Genomic DNA, 19,985 nt, shown 5'->3' with positions numbered 1-19,985 from the left:
GAGTGAACTCTAGAACGGAATGTCGTCGTCGAAGCTGTCGTAGTCCGGAGCCGGCTGCTGCGCCGGCTGCGGCTGGGACTGCGGGCGAGACTGTTGCGGTTCACGCTGAGGGCGCGGCTGCGACTGACGCGGCGCGTCATCCGAGCTGCCGCCACGGCCGCCCAGCAACTGCATGGTGCCGCCCATGTCCACGACCACCTCGGTGGTGTAGCGCTTGACGCCGTCCTTTTCCCATTCGCGTGTCTGCAAGCGGCCTTCGATGTAGCACTGCGAGCCCTTGCGCAGGTACTCGCCGGCGATCTCGGCGACCTTGCCGAACAGCACGACGCGGTGCCATTCGGTGCGCTCCTGCTGCTGTCCGGTCTGCTTGTCCTTCCAGCTGTCGGTAGTGGCCAGCGTGATGTTGGTCACCGCATTGCCATTGGGCATGTAGCGGGTTTCCGGGTCGCCGCCGACATTGCCGATCAAGATGACTTTATTCACCCCTCTGGCCATGGGTAACTCCTTTGTAAAAGCATGAATAGGTGGCTCTCTGGAGAGAATCCCCCGTTCGGGGAAAAGCCAATGACCGTCAATCTTACCCTACCGTCCCTGACCGGCCAACCGGCGCGACTTCACACAGTGGAGCGGTAGAGGGTATTGCCAGTCCGATACCGGGACTCAGGCGACCAGACGATCGAGTGCGGCGCGATCGAGCACCTGCATGTCGACCTTCACATAGGCCGCCGATTCTTCGGCGATCACCACGGCATCCGATACGCCCGGAACCGCCAGCATGCACTCGACCAGCGTCGGGTTGCACGCGGCGTCGGCCGACAACGGCAGCCTCAGGCCGGTCACGTAAGGCGGCTCGCGCATGCCCCAGGTCACCAACAGCCACAGGCCGCACAGAGCAGCACAGCCTGCGAACACCAGCCCCAGCCCACCTACTTGGTAGAACCAGCCACCGATCACACCGCCCAGGCCGGAGCCGAGGAACTGGCAGGTCGAATAGATTCCCATCGCCGTGCCTTTGCCACCCGCAGGTGCAACCTTGCTGATCAACGACGGCAGGGACGCTTCCAGCAGATTGAACGCTACGAAGAAAACGATCATGCCGCCAATCAGCGACCAGAGCCGGTTGCCGAACAGCCAGAAGAACAGTTCGGCCACTATCAACACGCCGACGGCACCGAGCACCACGCGCTTCATCTGGCGCTTCTTCTCGCCGTAGATGATGAAAGGCACCATGCCGAAGAAGCCGACGACCAGAGCCGTCAGGTAAACCCACCAGTGCTCGTCCTTCGGCAGTCCTGCTTCGTTGACCAGCGCTAGCGGCAGCGCGACGAAACTCGCCATCAGGATCGCGTGCAGCACGAAGATGCTGAAATCGAGCCGCAGCAGATCGGGATGCCGCACCGTCACGCCCAGCGCCTGCCTCGCCACACCGGATTCACGATGCCGCAGATGCCGGTGCGCACGGGGCAACGTCGCAATGATCGCCATGCCCACCAACGCCATACCGGCCGTGGTCCAGAACAGTCCCGACAATCCGTACGCACGCGTCAGCAGCGGCCCGACCACCATCGCCACGGCGAACGAAACGCCGATGCTCATGCCGATCATGGCCATGGCCTTGGTGCGATGTTGCTCGCGGGTGAGGTCCGAAAGCAGGGCCATCACGGCGGCCGAGATCGCACCGCCGCCCTGCAAAACCCGACCGGCGATCACGCCCCAGATCGAATCGGCCGAGGCCGCCAGAGCCGCGCCGGCGGCGAAGATCAGCAAGCCGAAGTAGATCACCGGCAGCCGACCGATACGATCGGAGAGTATCCCGAACGGAATTTGTAGCACGGCCTGGGTCAAACCATAGGCACCGATAGCGAGACCAATCAGTGCCGGCGTCGCCCCTTTCAGCTCAAGGCCATAGGTCGCCAGCACCGGCAGTACCATGAACATACCGAGCATGCGAAACGCAAAAACCAGGGCCAGCCCGGAGGCTGCACGGGTTTCGGCGGCACTCATGCGCTCGCTGTAGGGATCATGCATGTGGGGTCTCGCTTGAATGAACCGGCGGCGATTCTAGCAGTCATCCCCTGCCCGGCACAGGCTGGGTACTTTGCCGCAGTGACGCCCCTGGCCGTATAATTTCGGGTTTCCGCCCGCCACGCGAGGCTGCTTTGGACAAGATTCTGATTCGTGGAGCTCGTACCCACAACCTGAAGAACATCGACCTCACCCTGCCGCGCGACAAGCTGATCGTGATCACTGGCCTGTCGGGCTCGGGCAAATCCTCACTGGCCTTCGACACGCTCTACGCCGAGGGCCAGCGACGCTACGTCGAGTCTCTGTCTGCCTATGCGCGACAGTTCCTGTCGATGATGGAAAAGCCCGACGTCGACACCATCGAGGGCCTCTCACCGGCCATTTCCATCGAGCAGAAGTCGACGTCGCATAACCCCCGCTCGACAGTCGGCACCATTACCGAAATCTACGATTACCTGCGCCTGCTTTATGCACGTGTCGGCACGCCACGCTGCCCGGATCACGACGCGCCGCTCGAAGCCCAGACGGTCAGCCAGATGGTCGATCAGGTGCTGGCACTGCCGGAAGGCCGGAAGCTGATGCTGTTGGCGCCGGTCATCCGCGAGCGCAAGGGTGAGCACCTGGCGGTGTTCGACGAGCTTCGCGCCCAGGGCTTCGTCCGCGCACGGGTCAACGGGCGGCTTTACGAGCTCGATGAGCTGCCGAAGCTGGACAAGCAGAAAAAGCACTCGATCGATGTGGTGGTGGATCGCTTCAAGGTGCGCGGTGACCTGCAACAGCGTCTGGCCGAGTCCTTCGAAACGGCGCTCAAGCTCGCCGACGGGATCGCCTTGGTCGCCACGATGGAAGAGGACGACGACAGCGAGGAAATGATCTTCTCCGCCCGCTTCGCCTGCCCGATCTGCGGACACTCGATCAGCGAGCTCGAACCCAAACTGTTTTCGTTCAACAACCCTGCGGGCGCCTGTCCGACCTGCGACGGTCTTGGGGTCAAACAGTTTTTCGATGCCAAGCGCCTGGTCAATGGCGAACTGACGCTCGCCGAAGGCGCGATCCGTGGCTGGGATCGGCGCAACGTCTATTACTTCCAGATGCTCGGTTCGCTCGCCTCGCATTACGGCTTCAGCCTGGACGAGCCATTCGATGCGCTGCCGCCTGAACAGCAGAAGGTCGTGCTGCGTGGCAGCGGCAAGGAAAACGTGGACTTCCGCTACCTGAACGATCGCGGCGATATCGTCAAACGCTCGCACCCCTTCGAGGGCATCATTCCCAATCTCGAGCGCCGCTACCGCGAAACCGAGTCCAACTCGGTGCGCGAAGAACTGGCCAAATACCTGAGCACCCAGCCCTGCCCTGAATGCCGCGGCACGCGGCTACGCCGCGAAGCCCGTCACGTCTGGGTCGGCGACAAGACCCTGCCGGCAGTTACCGGCCTGCCCATCGGCGACGCCACCGACTACTTCGGTGCACTGACGCTCACTGGTCGCCGGGGCGAGATCGCCGACAAAATTCTCAAGGAAATCTGCGAACGCCTGCAGTTCCTGGTCAATGTCGGCCTCGACTACCTGACCCTGGACCGCAGCGCCGACACCCTGTCCGGAGGCGAGGCGCAGCGCATCCGCCTGGCCAGCCAGATCGGCGCTGGCCTGGTCGGCGTCATGTACATCCTCGACGAGCCCTCGATTGGCCTCCATCAGCGCGACAACGAACGCTTGCTCGGCACCCTGCGCCACCTGCGCGATATCGGCAATACGGTGATCGTCGTCGAGCACGACGAAGATGCGATTCGCCTGGCCGACTATGTCGTCGATATCGGCCCCGGCGCTGGTGTACACGGCGGCCAGATCGTCGCCGAAGGTACGCCGGACGAGGTCATGAACAACCCCGCCTCCCTGACCGGGGGCTATCTTTCCGGCCGGGTGAAGATCCTTTACCCCGAACAGCGCACGCCGCGTGACGCAACCAAGCTGCTGAAGCTCAAGGGCGCGCGCGGCAACAATCTGCGTAACGTCGATCTGGAAATCCCCGTCGGACTGCTGACCTGTATCACCGGCGTCTCGGGATCGGGCAAGTCGACGCTGATCAACAATACGCTGTTCCCGATCACCGCCACCGCACTGAACGGTGCGACGACCCTGGAAGTGGCAGCCCACGACTCGTTCGACGGGTTGCAGCATCTGGACAAGGTCGTCGACATCGACCAGAGCCCGATCGGGCGCACCCCGCGCTCCAATCCGGCGACCTACACCGGTCTGTTCACGCCGATCCGCGAACTGTTTGCCGGCGTGCCGGAAGCACGCTCACGCGGCTATGGCCCCGGACGCTTTTCGTTCAACGTCAAAGGCGGACGCTGCGAGGCCTGCCAGGGCGACGGCGTGATCAAGGTGGAGATGCATTTCTTGCCGGACATCTACGTACCGTGCGACGTCTGCAAGGGCAAGCGCTACAACCGCGAAACGCTTGAGGTGAAATACAAGGGCAAGAGCATCACCGAAGTGCTGGACATGACAATCGAGGAAGCGCGCGAGTTCTTCGATCCTGTTCCGGCCGTGGCGCGCAAGCTGCAGACGCTGATGGATGTCGGACTGTCCTACATCAAACTCGGGCAGAGCGCGACCACGCTCTCCGGCGGCGAAGCCCAACGGGTGAAACTGTCTCGGGAACTGTCCAAGCGTGATACCGGCAAGACCTTGTATATCCTCGACGAGCCAACCACCGGATTGCACTTCGCGGATATTCAGCAATTGCTCGACGTACTCCACCGGTTGCGTGATCACGGAAACACCGTGGTCGTCATCGAGCACAACCTGGACGTGATCAAGACCGCGGACTGGATCGTCGATCTCGGCCCGGAAGGCGGCTCCAAGGGCGGGCAGATCATCGCAACAGGCACGCCTGAACAGGTGGCGGCCGCGGCGCAGTCGCACACCGGCCACTTCCTCAAACCCTTGCTGGAGCGCGATAAGCAATAGCTGCAAACATGAAAAAGCCGGGCACAGAGCCCGGCTTTTTTGTCTCCCTCGATCAGGCGATTTCGCTGGGATCGACCCCCAAGCCTTTCGCGATACCCGCACCGTAGGCAGGATCGGCCTTCAAGAAGTAGCTGAGCTGGCGAAGCTGAACATCCCGTGTGACTGGCCTCATCGCCACAACGATATTACCGACAAGCAGCGCTTGCTGTTCCTTGCTCATCAAGCGGAACAGCGCCCCTGGGTGACTGAAATAATCATCGTCGCTGCGGTGATCATGACGGTCCGCCGAGCCCGTTAACGCCAGAGCTGGCTCAGCCTGCCAGGACGCCTGCTTGGGTGCGTCGGCATAGCTGTTCGGCTCGTAGTTCGGGGCAGCTCCGCCGTTGCCATCGAAACGCATCGCCCCATCGCGCTGGTAGTTCTGGTACGGACAGCGCGGCGCATTCACCGGCAGCTGTTGATGGTTGGTGCCAATCCGGTAACGCTGCGCATCAGCGTAAGCGAACACGCGCCCTTGAAGCATACGATCCGGCGACAGCCCAACCCCCGGAACCACGTTGCTGGGCGCGAACGCGGCCTGCTCCACCTCGGCAAAATAATTGAGCGGGTTACGATCGAGCTCCAGCACACCGACTTCGATCAGTGGAAACTCCCTCTGCGACCACGTCTTGGTCACGTCGAACGGATTCTCCGCACGGGACGCCGCTTGCTCCTCGCTCATGACCTGAATGCACATCCGCCATTTGGGAAACTCGCCCCGCTCAATCGCACTGAACAGGTCGCGCTGCGCATAATCGGGATCGCTGCCGGCCAACCGAACAGCCTCCTCAGGCGCCAGGTTTTGAATGCCCTGCATACTCTTGAAGTGGAACTTCACCCAACTGCGTACGCCTTCGCCGTTGATCAGGCTAAAGGTATGACTGCCGAAGCCATGCATGTGGCGATATCCGTCCGGAATGCCGCGATCGGAGAACAGCACGGTGATCTGATGCAATGCTTCTGGAGAATGCGACCAGAAATCCCACATCATCTGCGGGCTCTTGAGGTTGGTCCAAGGATCACGCTTCTGCGTATGGATAAAATCTGGAAATTTGAGCGGATCGCGGATAAAGAACACTGGCGTGTTATTGCCAACGACATCCCAGTTCCCCTCCTCGGTGTAGAACTTCACCGCGAAGCCACGGGGATCACGTTCGGTATCGGCAGAACCGCGCTCGCCACCCACAGTTGAAAAGCGCAGGAACAGTGGGGTTTTCTTGCCGACAGCATCAAACATCTTGGCCTTGCTATAGCGTGAGATGTCGCCGGTAACGGTCAGGGTGCCGTAGGCACCAGATCCTTTGGCATGCACTCGGCGCTCCGGTATTACCTCGCGGTTGAAATGCGCGAGCTTTTCAACCAGATGAAAATCGTCCAGAAGAAGCGGCCCACGAGGCCCGGCCGAACGAGAGTTCTGATTATCCGCAACCGGGACGCCAGAAGCCGTGGTGAGAATTTGCGTGTCGCTCATGCTGTCGCTCTCCTGAGAAGTGCCAGATGGTTGGCTGGCTACGATTCTCGGCGAGCGTCGATCAGCAATCTAATTTATTAAGCGAAGCGCATCGATAGTCTCAGCCTAAACTTAAGCGCAGACGAAAAAAAAACCGGGCGAAGGCCCGGTTTTTTTGCAAGCAAGCAAAGCTTACTCGGCAGCTTCCACCTCGCCAGTGACCGGACGGTCAACCAGCTCGACATAAGCCATAGGGGCATTGTCCCCAGCGCGGAAGCCGCACTTGAGAATGCGCAGGTAACCACCCTGACGAGTGGCATAACGCGGTCCCAGATCATTGAACAGCTTGCCAACGATCGCCTTGGAGCGGGTGCGATCGAAAGCCAGACGGCGGTTAGCGACGCTGTCTTCCTTGGCCAGGGTGATCAGCGGCTCGGCAACGCGACGCAGTTCTTTGGCCTTGGGCAGGGTTGTCTTGATCAGTTCGTGCTCGAACAGCGACACCGCCATGTTCTGAAACATGGCCTTGCGGTGAGCGCTTGTGCGGCTGAGATGACGGCCACTTTTACGATGACGCATGATTGAAATTCCTTACCAAACGATCAGTTCGGTGACTATGGTCGATCAGGCCGTAGCCTTATCGTCCTTCTTGAGACTGGCCGGCGGCCAATTGTCGAGGCGCATGCCGAGGGACAGACCACGAGAAGCCAGAACGTCTTTGATTTCGGTCAGAGACTTCTTGCCCAGGTTCGGCGTTTTCAACAGCTCGACTTCGGTGCGCTGGATCAGATCACCGATGTAGTAGATGTTCTCTGCCTTGAGGCAGTTGGCCGAACGTACGGTCAGTTCCAAGTCGTCAACTGGACGCAACAGGATCGGGTCGATCTCGTCTTCCTGCTCGACTACGACCGGCTCGCTATCACCCTTGAGGTCGACGAACGCGGCCAACTGCTGCTGCAGAATGGTCGCGGCACGACGGATCGCCTCTTCGGGATCCAGGGTTCCGTTGGTTTCCAGGTCGATGACCAGCTTGTCCAAGTTGGTACGCTGCTCAACACGAGCATTTTCGACAACATAAGCGACGCGACGAACCGGGCTGAAAGTAGCGTCGAGCTGAAGACGGCCGATGCTGCGGCTTTCATCTTCATCACTCTGACGAGCGTCAGCCGGCTCGTAGCCACGGCCGCGAGCGACCTTCAGCTTCATGTTGATCGAGCCATTAGCCGCCAGATTGGCGATCAGGTGATCGCCATTGACGATTTCGACATCGTGATCCAGCTGGATATCGGCAGCGGTAACAGCGCCCGCGCCCTTCTTCACCAGGCTCAAGGTCACTTCATCACGGCCGTGCAGCTTGATGGCGATACCTTTGAGGTTCAGCAGGATTTCGATGACATCTTCCTGCACGCCCTCGATAGCGCTGTACTCGTGGAGCACACCGTCGATCTCAGCCTCGACCACAGCGCAGCCGGGCATGGAGGACAACAGAATACGACGCAGCGCGTTGCCCAGGGTATGACCGAAACCACGCTCGAGCGGCTCGAGAGTGATCTTGGCACGGGTCGGACTGACCACCTGCACATCGATATGGCGGGGGGTCAGGAACTCATTTACCGAAATCTGCATGGATACACCTATTTTCTAGCCCTTACTTGGAGTAGAGCTCGACAATCAGGTTTTCGTTGATGTCGGCGGACAGATCACTGCGAGCCGGAACACTCTTGAAAACACCGGATTTCTTGTCGGCATCTACTTCGACCCATTCAACGCGACCGCGCTGTGCGCACAGTTCCAGGGCTTGGGCGATACGCAGCTGGTTACGGCATTTTTCACGAACGGCAACGACATCACCGGCCTTCACCTGGAAGGACGGAACGTTCACGGTCTTGCCATTAACACTGATTGCCTTATGGGAAACCAGCTGACGCGACTCGGCACGAGTAGAGCCGAAGCCCATGCGGTAAACCACGTTATCCAGACGGCACTCCAGCAGTTGCAGCAGATTCTCGCCAGTAGCGCCTTTACGGCTGGCGGCTTCCTTGTAGTAGCCGCTGAACTGACGCTCGAGCACGCCGTAGATGCGACGAACTTTCTGCTTTTCGCGCAGTTGAGTACCGTAATCGGACAGGCGCCCACGACGCTGGCCGTGTACACCCGGAGGGGTTTCGATGTTGCACTTGGATTCGAGCGCGCGTACACCACTCTTCAGAAAGAGATCGGTGCCTTCACGACGAGACAGTTTGCACTTGGGACCAATATAACGAGCCATTTCTCACTGTCTCCTGATTACACGCGGCGCTTCTTCGGCGGACGGCACCCGTTGTGCGGGATTGGCGTCACGTCGGTGATGCTGGCGATTTTATAACCACAGCCGTTCAAAGCACGAACAGCAGATTCACGACCCGGACCTGGACCCTTGACGTTGACGTCGAGGTTCTTCAGACCGTATTCCAGCGCCGCTTGACCAGCACGCTCAGCCGCTACCTGGGCAGCGAACGGAGTGCTCTTACGCGAGCCGCGGAAGCCGGAACCACCAGAAGTAGCCCAGGACAATGCGTTGCCCTGACGGTCGGTGATGGTGATGATGGTGTTGTTGAAAGACGCGTGGATATGGGCGATGCCATCAACCACCGTCTTTTTGATCTTCTTACGAGGACGAGCAGCAGGTTTTGCCATGATTAGATTCCTGTCGATGCGCTAACGCGATTACTTGCGGATCGGCTTACGCGGACCCTTACGGGTGCGAGCGTTGGTCTTGGTGCGCTGACCGCGTACCGGCAGACCACGACGATGACGCAGGCCGCGGTAGCAACCCAGGTCCATCAAGCGCTTGATCTTCATATTGACTTCGCGACGCAGGTCACCTTCAACGATGAACTTGGCCACTTCGCCACGCAGCAGTTCGACCTGCTCGTCGGAGAGATCCTTGATTTTTGCTGCCGGGTTCACACCGGTAGCTGCACAGATGGTCTGTGCGCGAGTGCGACCAACACCATAGATGTAGGTCAGCGAGATAACAGTGTGCTTGTTATCCGGAATGTTTACGCCTGCAATACGGGCCATTCAGTGAAACTCCAATTGACAGCTACCCAACGCCCCGGAAGCCAAGAAAAGGGCGCGAGATACTAACGCTGTAATAACAAATAATCAACCCGGCAGCGCACTAGCTGCCGGGCCCGAGCCTTAGCCCAACAATCAGCCTTGGCGCTGTTTGTGACGCGGTTCTGCGCTGCAGATCACCCGGATAACGCCTTCGCGACGGACGATTTTGCAGTTGCGGCACAGTTTTTTGACCGATGCACGAACTTTCATGACCAACTCCTGGAACCTTACGGGCTGACTAGCGGAGCATTCCGCTGCCATAGCCCTTCAGGTTGGCTTTTTTCATCAGGGAATCGTACTGGTGAGACATGAGGTGCGATTGCACTTGGGACATAAAGTCCATGACAACCACAACCACGATCAGCAACGACGTCCCGCCAAGGTAGAACGGCACGTTTGCAGCCACCACAAGAAACTGCGGCAGCAAGCAAACAGCCGTCATGTACAGGGCGCCGAACATGGTCAACCGAGTCAGCACACCATCGATATAGCGCGCCGACTGCTCACCAGGCCGAATCCCCGGGATAAACGCACCGGACTTCTTCAGGTTTTCCGCAACATCCTTCGGATTGAACATCAATGCCGTATAGAAGAAGCAGAAGAAGATGATACCGGCACTGAACAACAAGATATTCAGCGGCTGGCCAGGCGCGATGGACTGGGAGATGTCAGCCAACCAGCTCATATTTTCGGACTGCCCAAACCACTGCCCCAGCGACGCAGGAAACAGCAGAATACTGCTAGCAAAAATAGCGGGAATAACCCCAGCCATGTTTACTTTCAGCGGCAGGTGGCTCGTCTGCGCAGCGAAGACCTTGCGGCCCTGCTGGCGCTTCGCGTAATGAACAGCTATTCGCCGCTGACCACGCTCGATGAACACCACGAATCCGATAATAGCGACAGCCAGCAGGCCTACAGCCAAAAGCGCGATGATGTTGACATCGCCCTGGCGTGCAGACTCGAAGGACTGCCCCAGCGCACGCGGGATCCCTGCCACGATGCCGGCGAAGATCAACATGGAGATACCGTTACCGACACCTCGCTCGGTGATCTGCTCGCCCAACCACATCATGAACATCGCACCCGCCACGAAAGTGGTGACCGCGACGAAGTAGAAGCCGAAGTCCGCACTGAACGCGACACCCTGACCAGCGAGACCGACCGACATCCCAATCGCCTGCACAAGAGCCAGGACGAGCGCGCCGTAGCGCGTGTACTGGCTGATCTTGCGGCGCCCGGCCTCGCCTTCCTTCTTCAACTGCTCCAGCTGCGGGCTGACTGCGGTCATGAGCTGCATGATGATCGATGCCGAAATGTACGGCATGATCCCCAACGCAAAAATGCTCATGCGCTCCAGCGCACCACCAGAGAACATGTTGAACAAGCTAAGGATGGTCCCTTCGTTCTGACGGAACAGCTCGGCCAACCTGTCGGGATTGATACCCGGCACCGGGATGTGCGCACCAACACGATAGACGATGATCGCCATCAGCAGAAAACGCAGACGAGCCCAGAGTTCAGACAGCCCGCCATTACTCAGCGCGGAGAGAGCACCTTGCTTAGCCATTTATTCCTCGAACTTGCCGCCAGCTGCTTCGATAGCCGCACGCGCACCCTTGGTGGGGGCGATGCCCTTCAAGGTGACCGCACGCCCAACCTCACCGGACAGCATGACTTTCACCCGCTGCACGTTCTGGTTGATGACGTTGGCATCCTTAAGGCTCTGCACGGTTACGACATCGCCCTGGACCTTGGCCAGTTCGGAAGTACGAACCTCCGCACGATCCATCGCCTTCAGGGAGACGAAGCCGAACTTCGGCAGACGACGATGCAATGGCTGTTGGCCGCCTTCGAAACCGGGCGCGATCTTACCGCCGGAGCGGGAAGTCTGACCCTTGTGACCACGACCACCGGTCTTGCCGAGGCCGCTACCGATACCACGGCCCGGACGCAGCTTTTCGCGACGGGCGCCTGGCGCAGAACGCAAATCGTTCAGTTGCATGGCTTAGCCCTCCACACGGAGCATGTAATAAGCCTTGTTGATCATGCCGCGATTTTCAGGAGTGTCCTGAACTTCCACGGTGTGACCAATGCGACGCAGGCCGAGGCCCTTGACGCACAGCTTGTGATTGGGGATACGACCGCTGACGCTTTTGATCAGCGTGACCTTGACGGTGTTAGCCATGATCAGGAAATCTCCTCAACGCTCTTGCCACGCTTCGCAGCGATCGACTCAGGCGACTGCATGGCTTTCAAACCCTTGAAGGTGGCATGAACCACGTTCACCGGGTTGGTAGAGCCATAGCACTTGGCCAGGACGTTCTGCACGCCGGCGACTTCGAGAATGGCGCGCATGGCACCACCAGCGATTACACCGGTACCTTCGGAAGCCGGCTGCATGTACACCTTGGAAGCGCCATGCGCAGCCTTGGTGGCGTATTGCAGCGTGGTGCCGTTCAGATCGACCTGGATCATATTGCGGCGAGCCGCTTCCATGGCCTTCTGAATAGCGGCCGGAACTTCGCGGGACTTGCCACGACCGAAACCGACACGACCCTTACCATCACCCACCACGGTCAACGCGGTGAAGGTGAAGATACGGCCGCCTTTTACTGTTTTGGCGACGCGGTTAACTTGAACCAGCTTCTCAATGTAGCCTTCGTCGCGCTTTTGCTCGTTATATGCCATAACTTAGAACTCCAGCCCGCCTTCACGAGCAGCATCAGCCAGTGCCTTGACACGACCGTGGTACTTGAAGCCAGAACGGTCGAACGCCACCTGGGTGACACCTGCGGCCTTAGCACGCTCAGCGACCAGCTGACCAACTTTCTTGGCAGCGTCGACGTTGCCGGTGGCTCCGTCGCGCAGTTCTTTGTCGAGAGTCGAGGCACTGGCCAGGACCTTGCCGCCGTCGGCCGAAAGGACCTGGGCGTAGATGTGCTGCGAAGAGCGGTACACACAAAGGCGTACGGCTTCCAGCTCGCGCATCTTCAGGCGTGCCTTGCGAGCGCGACGCAGACGAGTAACTTTCTTTACGCTCATTTGCTATGCCCTACTTCTTCTTAGCTTCTTTACGACGGACCACTTCGTCCGAGTAACGCACGCCTTTGCCTTTGTAAGGCTCAGGACGACGGAAATCGCGGATTTCAGCAGCCACCTGACCGACCAGTTGCTTATCGACACCCTTGATCAGGATATCGGTCTGGCTGGGGGTCTCAGCGGTAACGCCTTGCGGCAGTTCATATTCCACCGGATGCGAGAAGCCGAGAGCCAGGGACAGCACTTGACCTTTGGCTTGCGCCTTGTAACCAACACCAACCAGCTGGAGCTTGCGCTCGAAGCCTTGGCTGACGCCGATTACCATGTTGTTAACCAGCGCACGGGTGGTACCGGCCATGGCACGGTTCTGCTGATCGCCATTACGCGCAGCAAAACGCAGCTCACCAGCCTCGTGAATAACTTCCACGGACGAGTGCACATTCAGTTCGAGAGCCCCCTTGGCACCCTTCACCGAAAGCCGCTGACCAGACATGTTGAATTCAACACCGGCGGGCAGCTTGACGGGGTTCTTAGCAACGCGAGACATGCTTATCCCCCCTTAGAACACTGTGCAGAGCACTTCGCCGCCGACGCCAGCAGCGCGAGCAGCCCGATCAGTCATCACACCTTTGTTGGTGGACACGATCGAAACACCCAGACCGCCGCGAACCTTCGGCAACTGATCAACGGATTTGTACTGGCGAAGGCCAGGACGGCTTACGCGCTTGAGCTCCTCGATGACCGGACGGCCTTCGAAGTACTTAAGCTCGATGGACAGCTGCGGCTTGGCGTCGCTGCTGACGTTGTATCCTGCGATATAGCCTTCACCTTGAAGAACGTTGGCTACAGCCACCTTCAGAGTGGAAGACGGCATGCTTACGACGGACTTTTCGGCCATCTGGGCATTACGGATACGAGTTAGCATGTCCGCTAACGGGTCCTGCATACTCATGGGCTCTTGGCTCCTAATACTAAAAAATAAGCCCGCGAGGGCTCGTGTCGCCGACAAGAAGAGCAAACACCAAAGGGCGTGGCTCGGGCGAGCCGGACATTCTAGAGATAGTCCAGAAACGAATCAAGCCCCGTAAGGGGCTTGATTGAAAACAGCAAGCCCGACGCGAACGCCGGGCCACCATCTTACCAGCTGGCCTTGACCAGACCTGGAACGTCACCGCGCATAGCGGCCTGACGCAGCATGTTACGCGCAAGACCGAACTTGCGATAAACACCATGCGGACGACCGGTCAGGCGGCAGCGATTGCGCAGGCGAGATGCACTCGCGTCGCGCGGCTGCTTCTGCAACGCAACCTGGGCTTCCCAACGCGCTTCCGGAGTTGACTCCGGGTTAGCGATGATCGCTTTCAGCGCGGCACGCTTCTGGGCGTACTTGGCAACCGTCTGCTGACGCTTCAGCTCGCGGTTCTTCATGCTTTGCTTAGCCATGTGCCTACTCCAATCAGTTACGGAACGGGAAGTTGAAGGCACGCAGCAGTGCGCGACCCTCTTCATCCGTCCGAGCAGTAGTGGTCAGAGTGATGTCCAGACCACGCAGGGCATCGATCTTGTCGTAATCGATTTCCGGGAAGATGATCTGCTCTTTGACGCCCATGCTGTAGTTGCCACGGCCGTCGAACGACTTGGCATTCAGGCCGCGGAAGTCGCGGACCCGAGGCAGGGAGATCGACAGCAGACGATCCAGGAATTCATACATACGATCGCTGCGCAGGGTCACCTTGACGCCGATCGGCCAACCTTCGCGGACCTTGAAGCCTGCGATGGATTTGCGAGCGTGAGTCACGACGACCTTTTGGCCGGTGATCTTTTCAAGATCGGCAACGGCGTTATCGATGATTTTCTTGTCACCGATCGCCTCGCCGATACCCATGTTAAGGGTGATCTTGGTGATGCGCGGAACTTCCATCACGTTGCCGAGCTGAAGTTCTTCTTTCAGCTTGGGAGCGATTTGCTTCCGATAAACTTCTTTTAGTCGTGCCATGGTTATCTACCTAGCAGTCTCAAGCTTCAACCGGCTTTTGGGTCGACTTGAAGACACGAATTTTCTTGCCGTCTTCAACCTTGAATCCAACGCGGTCAGCCTTGTTGGTTTCGCCATTGAAGATAGCGACGTTAGAGGCGTGCAGTGGCGCCTCTTTCTCGACGATACCGCCCTGAACGCCCGACATCGGGTTCGGCTTGGTATGACGCTTGACCAGGTTGATGCCACCGACGACCAGACGGTCGTCAGCGAGAACCCGAAGCACCTTACCGCGCTTACCCTTGTCTTTGCCGGCGATGACGATGATCTCGTCGTTGCGACGAATCTTTTGCATGCGGCTTCTCCTTACAGCACTTCAGGCGCGAGCGAGACGATCTTCATGAACTTCTCGGAACGAAGTTCACGCGTCACCGGCCCGAAAATACGGGTGCCAATAGGCTCCTGCTTGTTGTTCAACAGAACAGCAGCATTGCCATCGAAGCGGATAATGGAGCCGTCCGGACGACGAACACCGTGACGGGTACGGACTACGACAGCAGTCATTACCTGGCCTTTCTTGACCTTGCCACGCGGAATCGCTTCCTTGACGGTAACCTTGATGATGTCGCCGATGCCGGCGTAACGGCGGTGCGAACCGCCGAGGACCTTGATACACATGACGCGACGAGCGCCACTGTTATCCGCCACATCGAGCATTGATTGAGTCTGAATCATATAATTTCTCCGACCCCTAGCCCTTAGACTTCGACGGCACGTTCAACGACATCAACCAGCATCCAGCACTTGGTCTTCGCCAGCGGACGAGTCTCGCGGATAGTGACCTTGTCGCCGATACGGCACTGGTTGGTTTCGTCGTGGGCGTGCAGTTTGGTCGAACGCTTCACGTATTTACCGTAGATCGGGTGCTTGACGCGACGCTCGATCAGAACGGTGATGCTTTTGTCCATCTTGTCGCTGACGACGCGGCCAGTCAGCGTGCGGACAGTTTTTTCAACTTCAGCCATGATCACTTACCTGCCTGCTGGTTGAGCACAGTCTTGACACGAGCGATGTCGCGCTTGACTTGCGAGAGCAGGTGAGACTGCCCCAACTGGCCAGTTGCTTTCTGCATGCGCAGATTGAACTGGTCGCGCAGCAGCTCGAGCAGTTGCTCGTTCAGCTGCTGAGCGGATTTTTCACGAAGTTCATTCGCTTTCATCACATCACCGTCCGCTTAACAAAGGAGGTGGCGAGCGGCAGCTTTGCAGCGGCCAGGGCGAATGCCTCACGCGCCAGCTCTTCGGAAACACCCTCGATCTCGTAGAGCACCTTGCCCGGTTGAATCTGGGCTACCCAGTACTCGACGTTACCCTTACCTTTACCCATCCGGACTTCCAGAGGCTTCTTGGTGACAGGCTTGTCGGGGAATACGCGGATCCAGATCTTGCCGCCACGCTTCACGTGACGGGTCAACGCACGACGTGCGGACTCGATCTGACGCGCGGTGAGACGACCACGCGCAACAGACTTCAGAGCGAACTCGCCGAAGCTGACTTTGCTACCGCGCTGAGCCAGACCACGGTTGTGGCCGGTCATCTGCTTGCGGAATTTTGTACGCTTGGGTTGCAACATTTGGCGTACTCCTTACTTGGCAGCTTTTTTACGAGGCGCAGGCGCTTGCGGCTTGAGCTCTTCATGGCGACCACCAATCACTTCGCCTTTGAAGATCCAGACCTTGACGCCGATCACACCGTAGGTGGTGTGCGCTTCGTAGGTGTTGTAGTCGATATCGGCACGCAGGGTGTGCAGCGGCACACGACCTTCCCGATACCATTCCGTACGGGCGATTTCAGCCCCACCCAGACGACCGCTCACCTGGATCTTGATGCCCTTGGCACCAATGCGGATCGCGTTCTGTACGGCGCGCTTCATGGCGCGACGGAACATTACGCGACGCTCCAGCTGCTGAGCGACGTTCTGTGCTACCAGCATTGCATCGAGTTCCGGCTTGCGGATTTCTTCGATGTTGATGTGCACCGGCACACCCATTTTCTTGGTCAGGTCCTGACGCAGCTTCTCGACATCTTCACCTTTCTTGCCGATCACGATACCGGGACGAGCAGTGTGGATGGTGATGCGTGCTGTCTGAGCCGGACGATGGATATCGATACGGCTTACGGACGCGCTTTTTAGTTTGTCTTGGAGGTACTCACGCACGTTCAGATCTGCAAGCAGATAATCGGCGTACGTACGACCGTCTGCGTACCAGACGGAAGTGTGCTCCTTGACGATTCCCAGGCGAATGCCAGTGGGATGTACTTTCTGACCCATCTGATCGACTCCGTTACTTGTCCGCAACCTTGACAGTGATATGGCAAGACCGCTTGACGATGCGATCAGCGCGGCCTTTGGCACGCGGCATGATGCGCTTAAGCGAACGCCCCTCGTTGACGAAGACGGTGGAAACCTTCAGGTCATCCACGTCAGCGCCTTCGTTGTGCTCGGCGTTGGCTACGGCCGACTCCAGCACTTTCTTCATGATCTCGGCGGCTTTCTTACTGCTGAAAGCCAGCAGGTTGAGCGCTTCGCCCACCTTCTTCCCGCGGATCTGGTCGGCGACCAGGCGGGCTTTCTGGGCGGAGATGCGAGCGCCCGACAACTTAGCGGCTACTTCCATCTTTCCTTACCCCTTAGCGCTTGCCTTTCTTGTCCGCTACGTGCCCGCGATAGGTGCGGGTACCAGCGAACTCGCCGAGTTTGTGACCGACCATGTCTTCGCTCACGAGAACGGGGACATGTTGACGGCCGTTATGCACAGCGATGGTCAGACCGACCATTTGCGGCAGGATCATCGAACGACGCGACCAGGTTTTAACCGGCTTGCGATCGTTCTTCTCCATCGCCACTTCGACCTTCTTCAATAGGTGAAGATCGATAAAAGGACCTTTTTTCAGAGAACGCGGCACTGTCGTATCCCTCTAGTTACTTGCGACGACGGACGATCATGTTATCGGTGCGCTTGTTAGAGCGAGTCTTCGCGCCCTTGGTTGGGAAGCCCCATGGCGACACCGGATGACGACCACCGGAGGTACGACCCTCACCACCACCGTGGGGGTGATCGACCGGGTTCATTGCCACACCGCGAACGGTCGGGCGAACACCGCGCCAACGCTTGGCACCGGCTTTACCCAGCGAACGCAGGCTGTGCTCGGAGTTCGAGACTTCGCCCAGGGTCGCGCGGCATTCAGCCAGCACTTTGCGCATCTCGCCGGAGCGAAGACGCAGGGTTACATAGGCGCCTTCACGCGCAACCAGCTGAGCCGAAGCACCAGCGGAGCGAGCGATCTGAGCCCCCTTGCCCGGCTTGAGCTCGACACCGTGAACGGTGGAACCCAGCGGAATGTTGCGCAGCGGCAGGCTATTACCAGCCTTGATCGGCGCGTTGACGCCGGAGAGCAGCTGATCGCCAGCGGTTACGCCTTTCGGCGCAATGATGTAGCGACGTTCACCGTCGGCGTACTTCAGCAGCGCGATGTGCGCAGTACGGTTCGGATCGTATTCGACGCGTTCGACGATGGCAGGGATGCCATCCTTGTTGCGACGAAAATCGACCAGACGGTAATGCTGCTTATGACCACCACCGATGTGACGAGTGGTGATACGACCGTTGTTGTTACGACCGCCGGACTTCGACTTCTTCTCGAGCAGCGGAGCATAAGGAGCGCCTTTGTGCAGCTCCTGACCGACCACTTTGACCACAAAACGGCGGCCCGCGGAAGTCGGTTTGCATTTAACGATTGCCATGATGCACCCCTTCCTTACTCAGCATTGCCGGAGAAATCGAGATCCTGGCCCGGCTGAAGCGCGATGTACGCCTTCTTCCAGTCATTACGCTTGCCCAGGCCGCGAGCAGTGCGCTTGGTCTTGCCCTGAACATTCAGAGTGCTGACCTTGGCAACTTTCACGTTGAACAGGCTTTCGACGGCCTTCTTGATTTCCAGCTTGGTTGCATCGGTCGCAACCTTGAAAACGAACTGGCTCTTGCTGTCGGCCAGCATGGTTGCCTTCTCGGAGACGTGCGGACCAAGCAGGACTTTGAATACGCGTTCCTGGTTCATCCCAGCAGCTCCTCGAATTTCTTCACAGCCGACACGGTGATCAACACCTTGTCATAGGCGATCAGGCTGACAGGATCCGAACCTTGCACATCACGAACATCGACGTGCGGCAGGTTGCGAGCTGCCAGATACAGGTTCTGATCAACAGCATCGGAGACGATCAAAACATCGTTCAGGCCCATGCCAGTCAGCTTGTTGGCAAGCAGCTTGGTCTTGGGGCTGTCAACCGCGAAATCTTCAACAACAACCAGACGCTCGGAGCGAACCAGCTCGGAGAGGATGGAGCGCAGCGCGGCGCGATACATCTTCTTGTTGAGCTTCTGCTCATGGTTCTGCGGGCGAGCTGCGAAAGTCACACCACCGCCACGCCAGATCGGACCACGCGAAGTACCGGCACGTGCACGACCAGTACCCTTCTGGCGCCAGGGGCGCTTGCCGCCACCGGATACGTCGGAGCGGGTCTTCTGCTGCTTGCTACCCTGACGACCGCCAGCCATGTAGGCGACGACTGCCTGGTGCACCAGCGTCTCGTTGAACTCACCACCAAAGGTTTGCTCGGAGACTTCGATGGCTTGTGCGCCATTAACATTCAATTGCATGTGAACTCCCCCTTACCCGCGAGCCTTGGCAGCCGGACGCACGACAACGTCACCGCCAGTAGCGCCGGGCACTGCGCCCTTGACCAACAGCAGATTACGCTCGGCATCGACACGCACGATTTCCAGGGACTGCACGGTTACGCGCTCTGCGCCCATGTGCCCGGACATCTTCTTGCCCTTGAAAACACGGCCTGGAGTCTGGCATTGGCCAATCGAACCCGGGACGCGGTGGGATACGGAGTTACCGTGGGTATTGTCCTGACCGCGGAAATTCCAGCGCTTGATGGTACCGGCGAAGCCTTTACCCTTGGACTGACCGGTGACATCCACCATCTGTCCAGCCTGGAAGATTTCAGCGTTGATCTGGTCACCAACTTGGAACTCCTCGCCATCAAGGCGGAATTCCCAGACGCCACGACCAGCAGCCACGTTCGCCTTGGCGAAATGACCGGCCTGAGCCTTGGTAACACGGGACGCACGACGCTCACCGACTGTAACCTGCACAGCACGGTAGCCATCGCTTTCTTCATTCTTGAATTGAGTGACGCGATTCGGCTCGATCTCGATGACCGTAACCGGAATAGAGACACCATCTTCGGTGAAAACGCGGGTCATGCCGCATTTACGACCGACTACACCAATAGTCATGTTGTAACCTCTTGAGTG

31 protein-coding genes are annotated in these 19,985 nt (G+C 58.7%); 1 reads left to right on the top strand and 30 read right to left on the bottom strand.

What is annotated here, in order from left to right:
• Positions 1-9: 9 nt before the first annotated feature.
• Positions 10-495, bottom strand: coding sequence for a single-stranded DNA-binding protein (locus tag KCX70_RS03200; protein ID WP_102852785.1), 486 nt, complete (start codon positions 493-495; stop codon positions 10-12).
• Between the two features lie 165 nt (positions 496-660).
• On the bottom strand, positions 661-2,028 hold the full coding sequence (locus tag KCX70_RS03195) for an MFS transporter (RefSeq protein WP_212619246.1): 1,368 nt from the start codon (positions 2,026-2,028) through the stop codon (positions 661-663).
• A gap of 131 nt (positions 2,029-2,159) precedes the next feature.
• On the opposite strand from KCX70_RS03195, the gene uvrA reads away from it, so the two are divergent.
• On the top strand, positions 2,160-4,997 hold the full coding sequence (gene uvrA / locus KCX70_RS03190; RefSeq protein WP_212619245.1) for an excinuclease ABC subunit UvrA: 2,838 nt from the start codon (positions 2,160-2,162) through the stop codon (positions 4,995-4,997).
• 52 nt (positions 4,998-5,049) lie between these two features.
• Here uvrA and KCX70_RS03185 read toward each other — a convergent pair whose 3' ends face one another.
• The 28 genes from KCX70_RS03185 to rplC all read right to left on the bottom strand — a co-directional run bounded on the left by KCX70_RS03185 (position 5,050) and on the right by rplC (position 19,967).
• Positions 5,050-6,507, bottom strand: coding sequence for a catalase (locus KCX70_RS03185; protein WP_212619244.1), 1,458 nt, complete (start codon positions 6,505-6,507; stop codon positions 5,050-5,052).
• A gap of 171 nt (positions 6,508-6,678) precedes the next feature.
• The gene (rplQ, locus tag KCX70_RS03180; protein WP_019339959.1) at positions 6,679-7,065 is read right to left on the bottom strand and encodes a 50S ribosomal protein L17; all 387 of its coding nucleotides are present in this window, start codon (positions 7,063-7,065) and stop codon (positions 6,679-6,681) included.
• Between the two features lie 45 nt (positions 7,066-7,110).
• Entirely contained in the window at positions 7,111-8,112 is a 1,002-nt protein-coding gene (locus tag KCX70_RS03175) for a DNA-directed RNA polymerase subunit alpha (RefSeq protein WP_019339960.1), read from the bottom strand.
• Between the two features lie 22 nt (positions 8,113-8,134).
• Positions 8,135-8,755, bottom strand: coding sequence for a 30S ribosomal protein S4 (rpsD, locus tag KCX70_RS03170; RefSeq protein ID WP_021209366.1), 621 nt, complete (start codon positions 8,753-8,755; stop codon positions 8,135-8,137).
• A gap of 17 nt (positions 8,756-8,772) precedes the next feature.
• Entirely contained in the window at positions 8,773-9,162 is a 390-nt protein-coding gene (gene rpsK / locus KCX70_RS03165) for a 30S ribosomal protein S11 (protein ID WP_019339962.1), read from the bottom strand.
• Positions 9,163-9,192: 30 nt separating this feature from the next.
• The gene (gene rpsM, locus KCX70_RS03160; protein ID WP_014854208.1) at positions 9,193-9,549 is read right to left on the bottom strand and encodes a 30S ribosomal protein S13; all 357 of its coding nucleotides are present in this window, start codon (positions 9,547-9,549) and stop codon (positions 9,193-9,195) included.
• Between the two features lie 132 nt (positions 9,550-9,681).
• Positions 9,682-9,798, bottom strand: coding sequence for a 50S ribosomal protein L36 (gene rpmJ / locus KCX70_RS03155; protein WP_021209367.1), 117 nt, complete (start codon positions 9,796-9,798; stop codon positions 9,682-9,684).
• A gap of 28 nt (positions 9,799-9,826) precedes the next feature.
• The gene (secY, locus tag KCX70_RS03150) at positions 9,827-11,155 is read right to left on the bottom strand and encodes a preprotein translocase subunit SecY (protein WP_102852781.1); all 1,329 of its coding nucleotides are present in this window, start codon (positions 11,153-11,155) and stop codon (positions 9,827-9,829) included.
• Entirely contained in the window at positions 11,156-11,590 is a 435-nt protein-coding gene (rplO, locus tag KCX70_RS03145) for a 50S ribosomal protein L15 (protein WP_212619243.1), read from the bottom strand. It lies immediately after the preceding gene.
• Between the two features lie 3 nt (positions 11,591-11,593).
• Positions 11,594-11,773 (bottom strand): 50S ribosomal protein L30, encoded by a 180-nt coding sequence (gene rpmD / locus KCX70_RS03140; protein ID WP_003281818.1) that lies wholly within the window; start codon positions 11,771-11,773, stop codon positions 11,594-11,596.
• A 2-nt stretch (positions 11,774-11,775) separates the two neighbouring features.
• A complete protein-coding gene (gene rpsE, locus KCX70_RS03135; RefSeq protein ID WP_019339966.1) occupies positions 11,776-12,276 on the bottom strand; it encodes a 30S ribosomal protein S5 in 501 nt (166 codons plus the stop codon).
• A 3-nt stretch (positions 12,277-12,279) separates the two neighbouring features.
• Positions 12,280-12,630: a 50S ribosomal protein L18 gene (gene rplR, locus KCX70_RS03130; RefSeq protein WP_021209371.1), complete on the bottom strand. Its 351-nt coding sequence runs from the start codon at positions 12,628-12,630 to the stop codon at positions 12,280-12,282.
• Positions 12,631-12,640: 10 nt separating this feature from the next.
• The gene (gene rplF / locus KCX70_RS03125) at positions 12,641-13,174 is read right to left on the bottom strand and encodes a 50S ribosomal protein L6 (RefSeq protein ID WP_021209372.1); all 534 of its coding nucleotides are present in this window, start codon (positions 13,172-13,174) and stop codon (positions 12,641-12,643) included.
• A gap of 12 nt (positions 13,175-13,186) precedes the next feature.
• A complete protein-coding gene (gene rpsH, locus KCX70_RS03120) occupies positions 13,187-13,579 on the bottom strand; it encodes a 30S ribosomal protein S8 (RefSeq protein WP_003281824.1) in 393 nt (130 codons plus the stop codon).
• A 185-nt stretch (positions 13,580-13,764) separates the two neighbouring features.
• Positions 13,765-14,070 (bottom strand): 30S ribosomal protein S14, encoded by a 306-nt coding sequence (gene rpsN / locus KCX70_RS03115; RefSeq protein ID WP_021209373.1) that lies wholly within the window; start codon positions 14,068-14,070, stop codon positions 13,765-13,767.
• A gap of 13 nt (positions 14,071-14,083) precedes the next feature.
• Complete coding sequence (gene rplE / locus KCX70_RS03110; RefSeq protein ID WP_019339970.1) at positions 14,084-14,623, bottom strand: 50S ribosomal protein L5; 540 nt, start codon at positions 14,621-14,623, stop codon at positions 14,084-14,086.
• A 19-nt stretch (positions 14,624-14,642) separates the two neighbouring features.
• The gene (rplX, locus tag KCX70_RS03105; protein WP_019339971.1) at positions 14,643-14,957 is read right to left on the bottom strand and encodes a 50S ribosomal protein L24; all 315 of its coding nucleotides are present in this window, start codon (positions 14,955-14,957) and stop codon (positions 14,643-14,645) included.
• A gap of 11 nt (positions 14,958-14,968) precedes the next feature.
• The gene (gene rplN / locus KCX70_RS03100; RefSeq protein ID WP_003289207.1) at positions 14,969-15,337 is read right to left on the bottom strand and encodes a 50S ribosomal protein L14; all 369 of its coding nucleotides are present in this window, start codon (positions 15,335-15,337) and stop codon (positions 14,969-14,971) included.
• Positions 15,338-15,360: 23 nt separating this feature from the next.
• Complete coding sequence (gene rpsQ / locus KCX70_RS03095) at positions 15,361-15,627, bottom strand: 30S ribosomal protein S17 (protein WP_029404618.1); 267 nt, start codon at positions 15,625-15,627, stop codon at positions 15,361-15,363.
• A gap of 2 nt (positions 15,628-15,629) precedes the next feature.
• Positions 15,630-15,821, bottom strand: a complete 192-nt coding sequence (gene rpmC, locus KCX70_RS03090) for a 50S ribosomal protein L29 (RefSeq protein WP_003289209.1) — start codon at positions 15,819-15,821, stop codon at positions 15,630-15,632.
• Positions 15,821-16,234, bottom strand: coding sequence for a 50S ribosomal protein L16 (gene rplP / locus KCX70_RS03085; protein WP_021209374.1), 414 nt, complete (start codon positions 16,232-16,234; stop codon positions 15,821-15,823). Before rplP ends, rpmC begins: the two co-directional genes overlap by 1 nt.
• Positions 16,235-16,246: 12 nt before the next feature.
• The gene (gene rpsC / locus KCX70_RS03080; protein ID WP_021209375.1) at positions 16,247-16,933 is read right to left on the bottom strand and encodes a 30S ribosomal protein S3; all 687 of its coding nucleotides are present in this window, start codon (positions 16,931-16,933) and stop codon (positions 16,247-16,249) included.
• 13 nt (positions 16,934-16,946) lie between these two features.
• The gene (gene rplV, locus KCX70_RS03075) at positions 16,947-17,279 is read right to left on the bottom strand and encodes a 50S ribosomal protein L22 (protein ID WP_003103908.1); all 333 of its coding nucleotides are present in this window, start codon (positions 17,277-17,279) and stop codon (positions 16,947-16,949) included.
• 13 nt (positions 17,280-17,292) lie between these two features.
• Positions 17,293-17,568, bottom strand: coding sequence for a 30S ribosomal protein S19 (gene rpsS / locus KCX70_RS03070; RefSeq protein ID WP_021209376.1), 276 nt, complete (start codon positions 17,566-17,568; stop codon positions 17,293-17,295).
• 16 nt (positions 17,569-17,584) lie between these two features.
• On the bottom strand, positions 17,585-18,406 hold the full coding sequence (gene rplB / locus KCX70_RS03065; RefSeq protein WP_021209377.1) for a 50S ribosomal protein L2: 822 nt from the start codon (positions 18,404-18,406) through the stop codon (positions 17,585-17,587).
• A 14-nt stretch (positions 18,407-18,420) separates the two neighbouring features.
• On the bottom strand, positions 18,421-18,720 hold the full coding sequence (rplW, locus tag KCX70_RS03060; RefSeq protein ID WP_021209378.1) for a 50S ribosomal protein L23: 300 nt from the start codon (positions 18,718-18,720) through the stop codon (positions 18,421-18,423).
• On the bottom strand, positions 18,717-19,319 hold the full coding sequence (rplD, locus tag KCX70_RS03055) for a 50S ribosomal protein L4 (protein ID WP_019339977.1): 603 nt from the start codon (positions 19,317-19,319) through the stop codon (positions 18,717-18,719). The genes rplW and rplD overlap by 4 nt, the downstream gene beginning before the upstream one ends.
• A 12-nt stretch (positions 19,320-19,331) precedes the next feature.
• On the bottom strand, positions 19,332-19,967 hold the full coding sequence (gene rplC / locus KCX70_RS03050) for a 50S ribosomal protein L3 (protein ID WP_045160596.1): 636 nt from the start codon (positions 19,965-19,967) through the stop codon (positions 19,332-19,334).
• Between the last annotated feature and the right edge of the window lie 18 nt (positions 19,968-19,985).

The organism is Stutzerimonas stutzeri, assembly GCF_018138085.1.
In the GTDB taxonomy this organism is placed as follows: domain Bacteria; phylum Pseudomonadota; class Gammaproteobacteria; order Pseudomonadales; family Pseudomonadaceae; genus Stutzerimonas; species Stutzerimonas stutzeri_AI.
Note: the sequence above shows the minus strand (reverse complement) of the source record. Positions and strands in the feature narration are given on the sequence as shown.

Bases quoted from the DNA above. Each gene is read 5' to 3' on its own strand.
- KCX70_RS03200 (WP_102852785.1), bottom strand. From the start codon at position 495: ATGGCCAGAGGGGTGAATAAAGTCATCTTGATCGGCAATGTCGGCGGC.
- KCX70_RS03195 (WP_212619246.1), bottom strand. From the start codon at position 2,028: ATGCATGATCCCTACAGCGAGCGCATGAGTGCCGCCGAAACCCGTGCA.
- KCX70_RS03185 (WP_212619244.1), bottom strand. From the start codon at position 6,507: ATGAGCGACACGCAAATTCTCACCACGGCTTCTGGCGTCCCGGTTGCG.
- rplQ (WP_019339959.1), bottom strand. From the start codon at position 7,065: ATGCGTCATCGTAAAAGTGGCCGTCATCTCAGCCGCACAAGCGCTCAC.
- KCX70_RS03175 (WP_019339960.1), bottom strand. From the start codon at position 8,112: ATGCAGATTTCGGTAAATGAGTTCCTGACCCCCCGCCATATCGATGTG.
- rpsD (WP_021209366.1), bottom strand. From the start codon at position 8,755: ATGGCTCGTTATATTGGTCCCAAGTGCAAACTGTCTCGTCGTGAAGGC.
- rpsK (WP_019339962.1), bottom strand. From the start codon at position 9,162: ATGGCAAAACCTGCTGCTCGTCCTCGTAAGAAGATCAAAAAGACGGTG.
- rpsM (WP_014854208.1), bottom strand. From the start codon at position 9,549: ATGGCCCGTATTGCAGGCGTAAACATTCCGGATAACAAGCACACTGTT.
- rpmJ (WP_021209367.1), bottom strand. From the start codon at position 9,798: ATGAAAGTTCGTGCATCGGTCAAAAAACTGTGCCGCAACTGCAAAATC.
- secY (WP_102852781.1), bottom strand. From the start codon at position 11,155: ATGGCTAAGCAAGGTGCTCTCTCCGCGCTGAGTAATGGCGGGCTGTCT.
- rplO (WP_212619243.1), bottom strand. From the start codon at position 11,590: ATGCAACTGAACGATTTGCGTTCTGCGCCAGGCGCCCGTCGCGAAAAG.
- rpmD (WP_003281818.1), bottom strand. From the start codon at position 11,773: ATGGCTAACACCGTCAAGGTCACGCTGATCAAAAGCGTCAGCGGTCGT.
- rpsE (WP_019339966.1), bottom strand. From the start codon at position 12,276: ATGGCATATAACGAGCAAAAGCGCGACGAAGGCTACATTGAGAAGCTG.
- rplR (WP_021209371.1), bottom strand. From the start codon at position 12,630: ATGAGCGTAAAGAAAGTTACTCGTCTGCGTCGCGCTCGCAAGGCACGC.
- rplF (WP_021209372.1), bottom strand. From the start codon at position 13,174: ATGTCTCGCGTTGCTAAGAACCCCGTCAAGCTGCCCGCCGGTGTTGAA.
- rpsH (WP_003281824.1), bottom strand. From the start codon at position 13,579: ATGAGTATGCAGGACCCGTTAGCGGACATGCTAACTCGTATCCGTAAT.
- rpsN (WP_021209373.1), bottom strand. From the start codon at position 14,070: ATGGCTAAGCAAAGCATGAAGAACCGCGAGCTGAAGCGTCAGCAGACG.
- rplE (WP_019339970.1), bottom strand. From the start codon at position 14,623: ATGGCACGACTAAAAGAAGTTTATCGGAAGCAAATCGCTCCCAAGCTG.
- rplX (WP_019339971.1), bottom strand. From the start codon at position 14,957: ATGCAAAAGATTCGTCGCAACGACGAGATCATCGTCATCGCCGGCAAA.
- rplN (WP_003289207.1), bottom strand. From the start codon at position 15,337: ATGATTCAGACTCAATCAATGCTCGATGTGGCGGATAACAGTGGCGCT.
- rpsQ (WP_029404618.1), bottom strand. From the start codon at position 15,627: ATGGCTGAAGTTGAAAAAACTGTCCGCACGCTGACTGGCCGCGTCGTC.
- rpmC (WP_003289209.1), bottom strand. From the start codon at position 15,821: ATGAAAGCGAATGAACTTCGTGAAAAATCCGCTCAGCAGCTGAACGAG.
- rplP (WP_021209374.1), bottom strand. From the start codon at position 16,234: ATGTTGCAACCCAAGCGTACAAAATTCCGCAAGCAGATGACCGGCCAC.
- rpsC (WP_021209375.1), bottom strand. From the start codon at position 16,933: ATGGGTCAGAAAGTACATCCCACTGGCATTCGCCTGGGAATCGTCAAG.
- rplV (WP_003103908.1), bottom strand. From the start codon at position 17,279: ATGGAAGTAGCCGCTAAGTTGTCGGGCGCTCGCATCTCCGCCCAGAAA.
- rplB (WP_021209377.1), bottom strand. From the start codon at position 18,406: ATGGCAATCGTTAAATGCAAACCGACTTCCGCGGGCCGCCGTTTTGTG.
- rplW (WP_021209378.1), bottom strand. From the start codon at position 18,720: ATGAACCAGGAACGCGTATTCAAAGTCCTGCTTGGTCCGCACGTCTCC.
- rplD (WP_019339977.1), bottom strand. From the start codon at position 19,319: ATGCAATTGAATGTTAATGGCGCACAAGCCATCGAAGTCTCCGAGCAA.
- rplC (WP_045160596.1), bottom strand. From the start codon at position 19,967: ATGACTATTGGTGTAGTCGGTCGTAAATGCGGCATGACCCGCGTTTTC.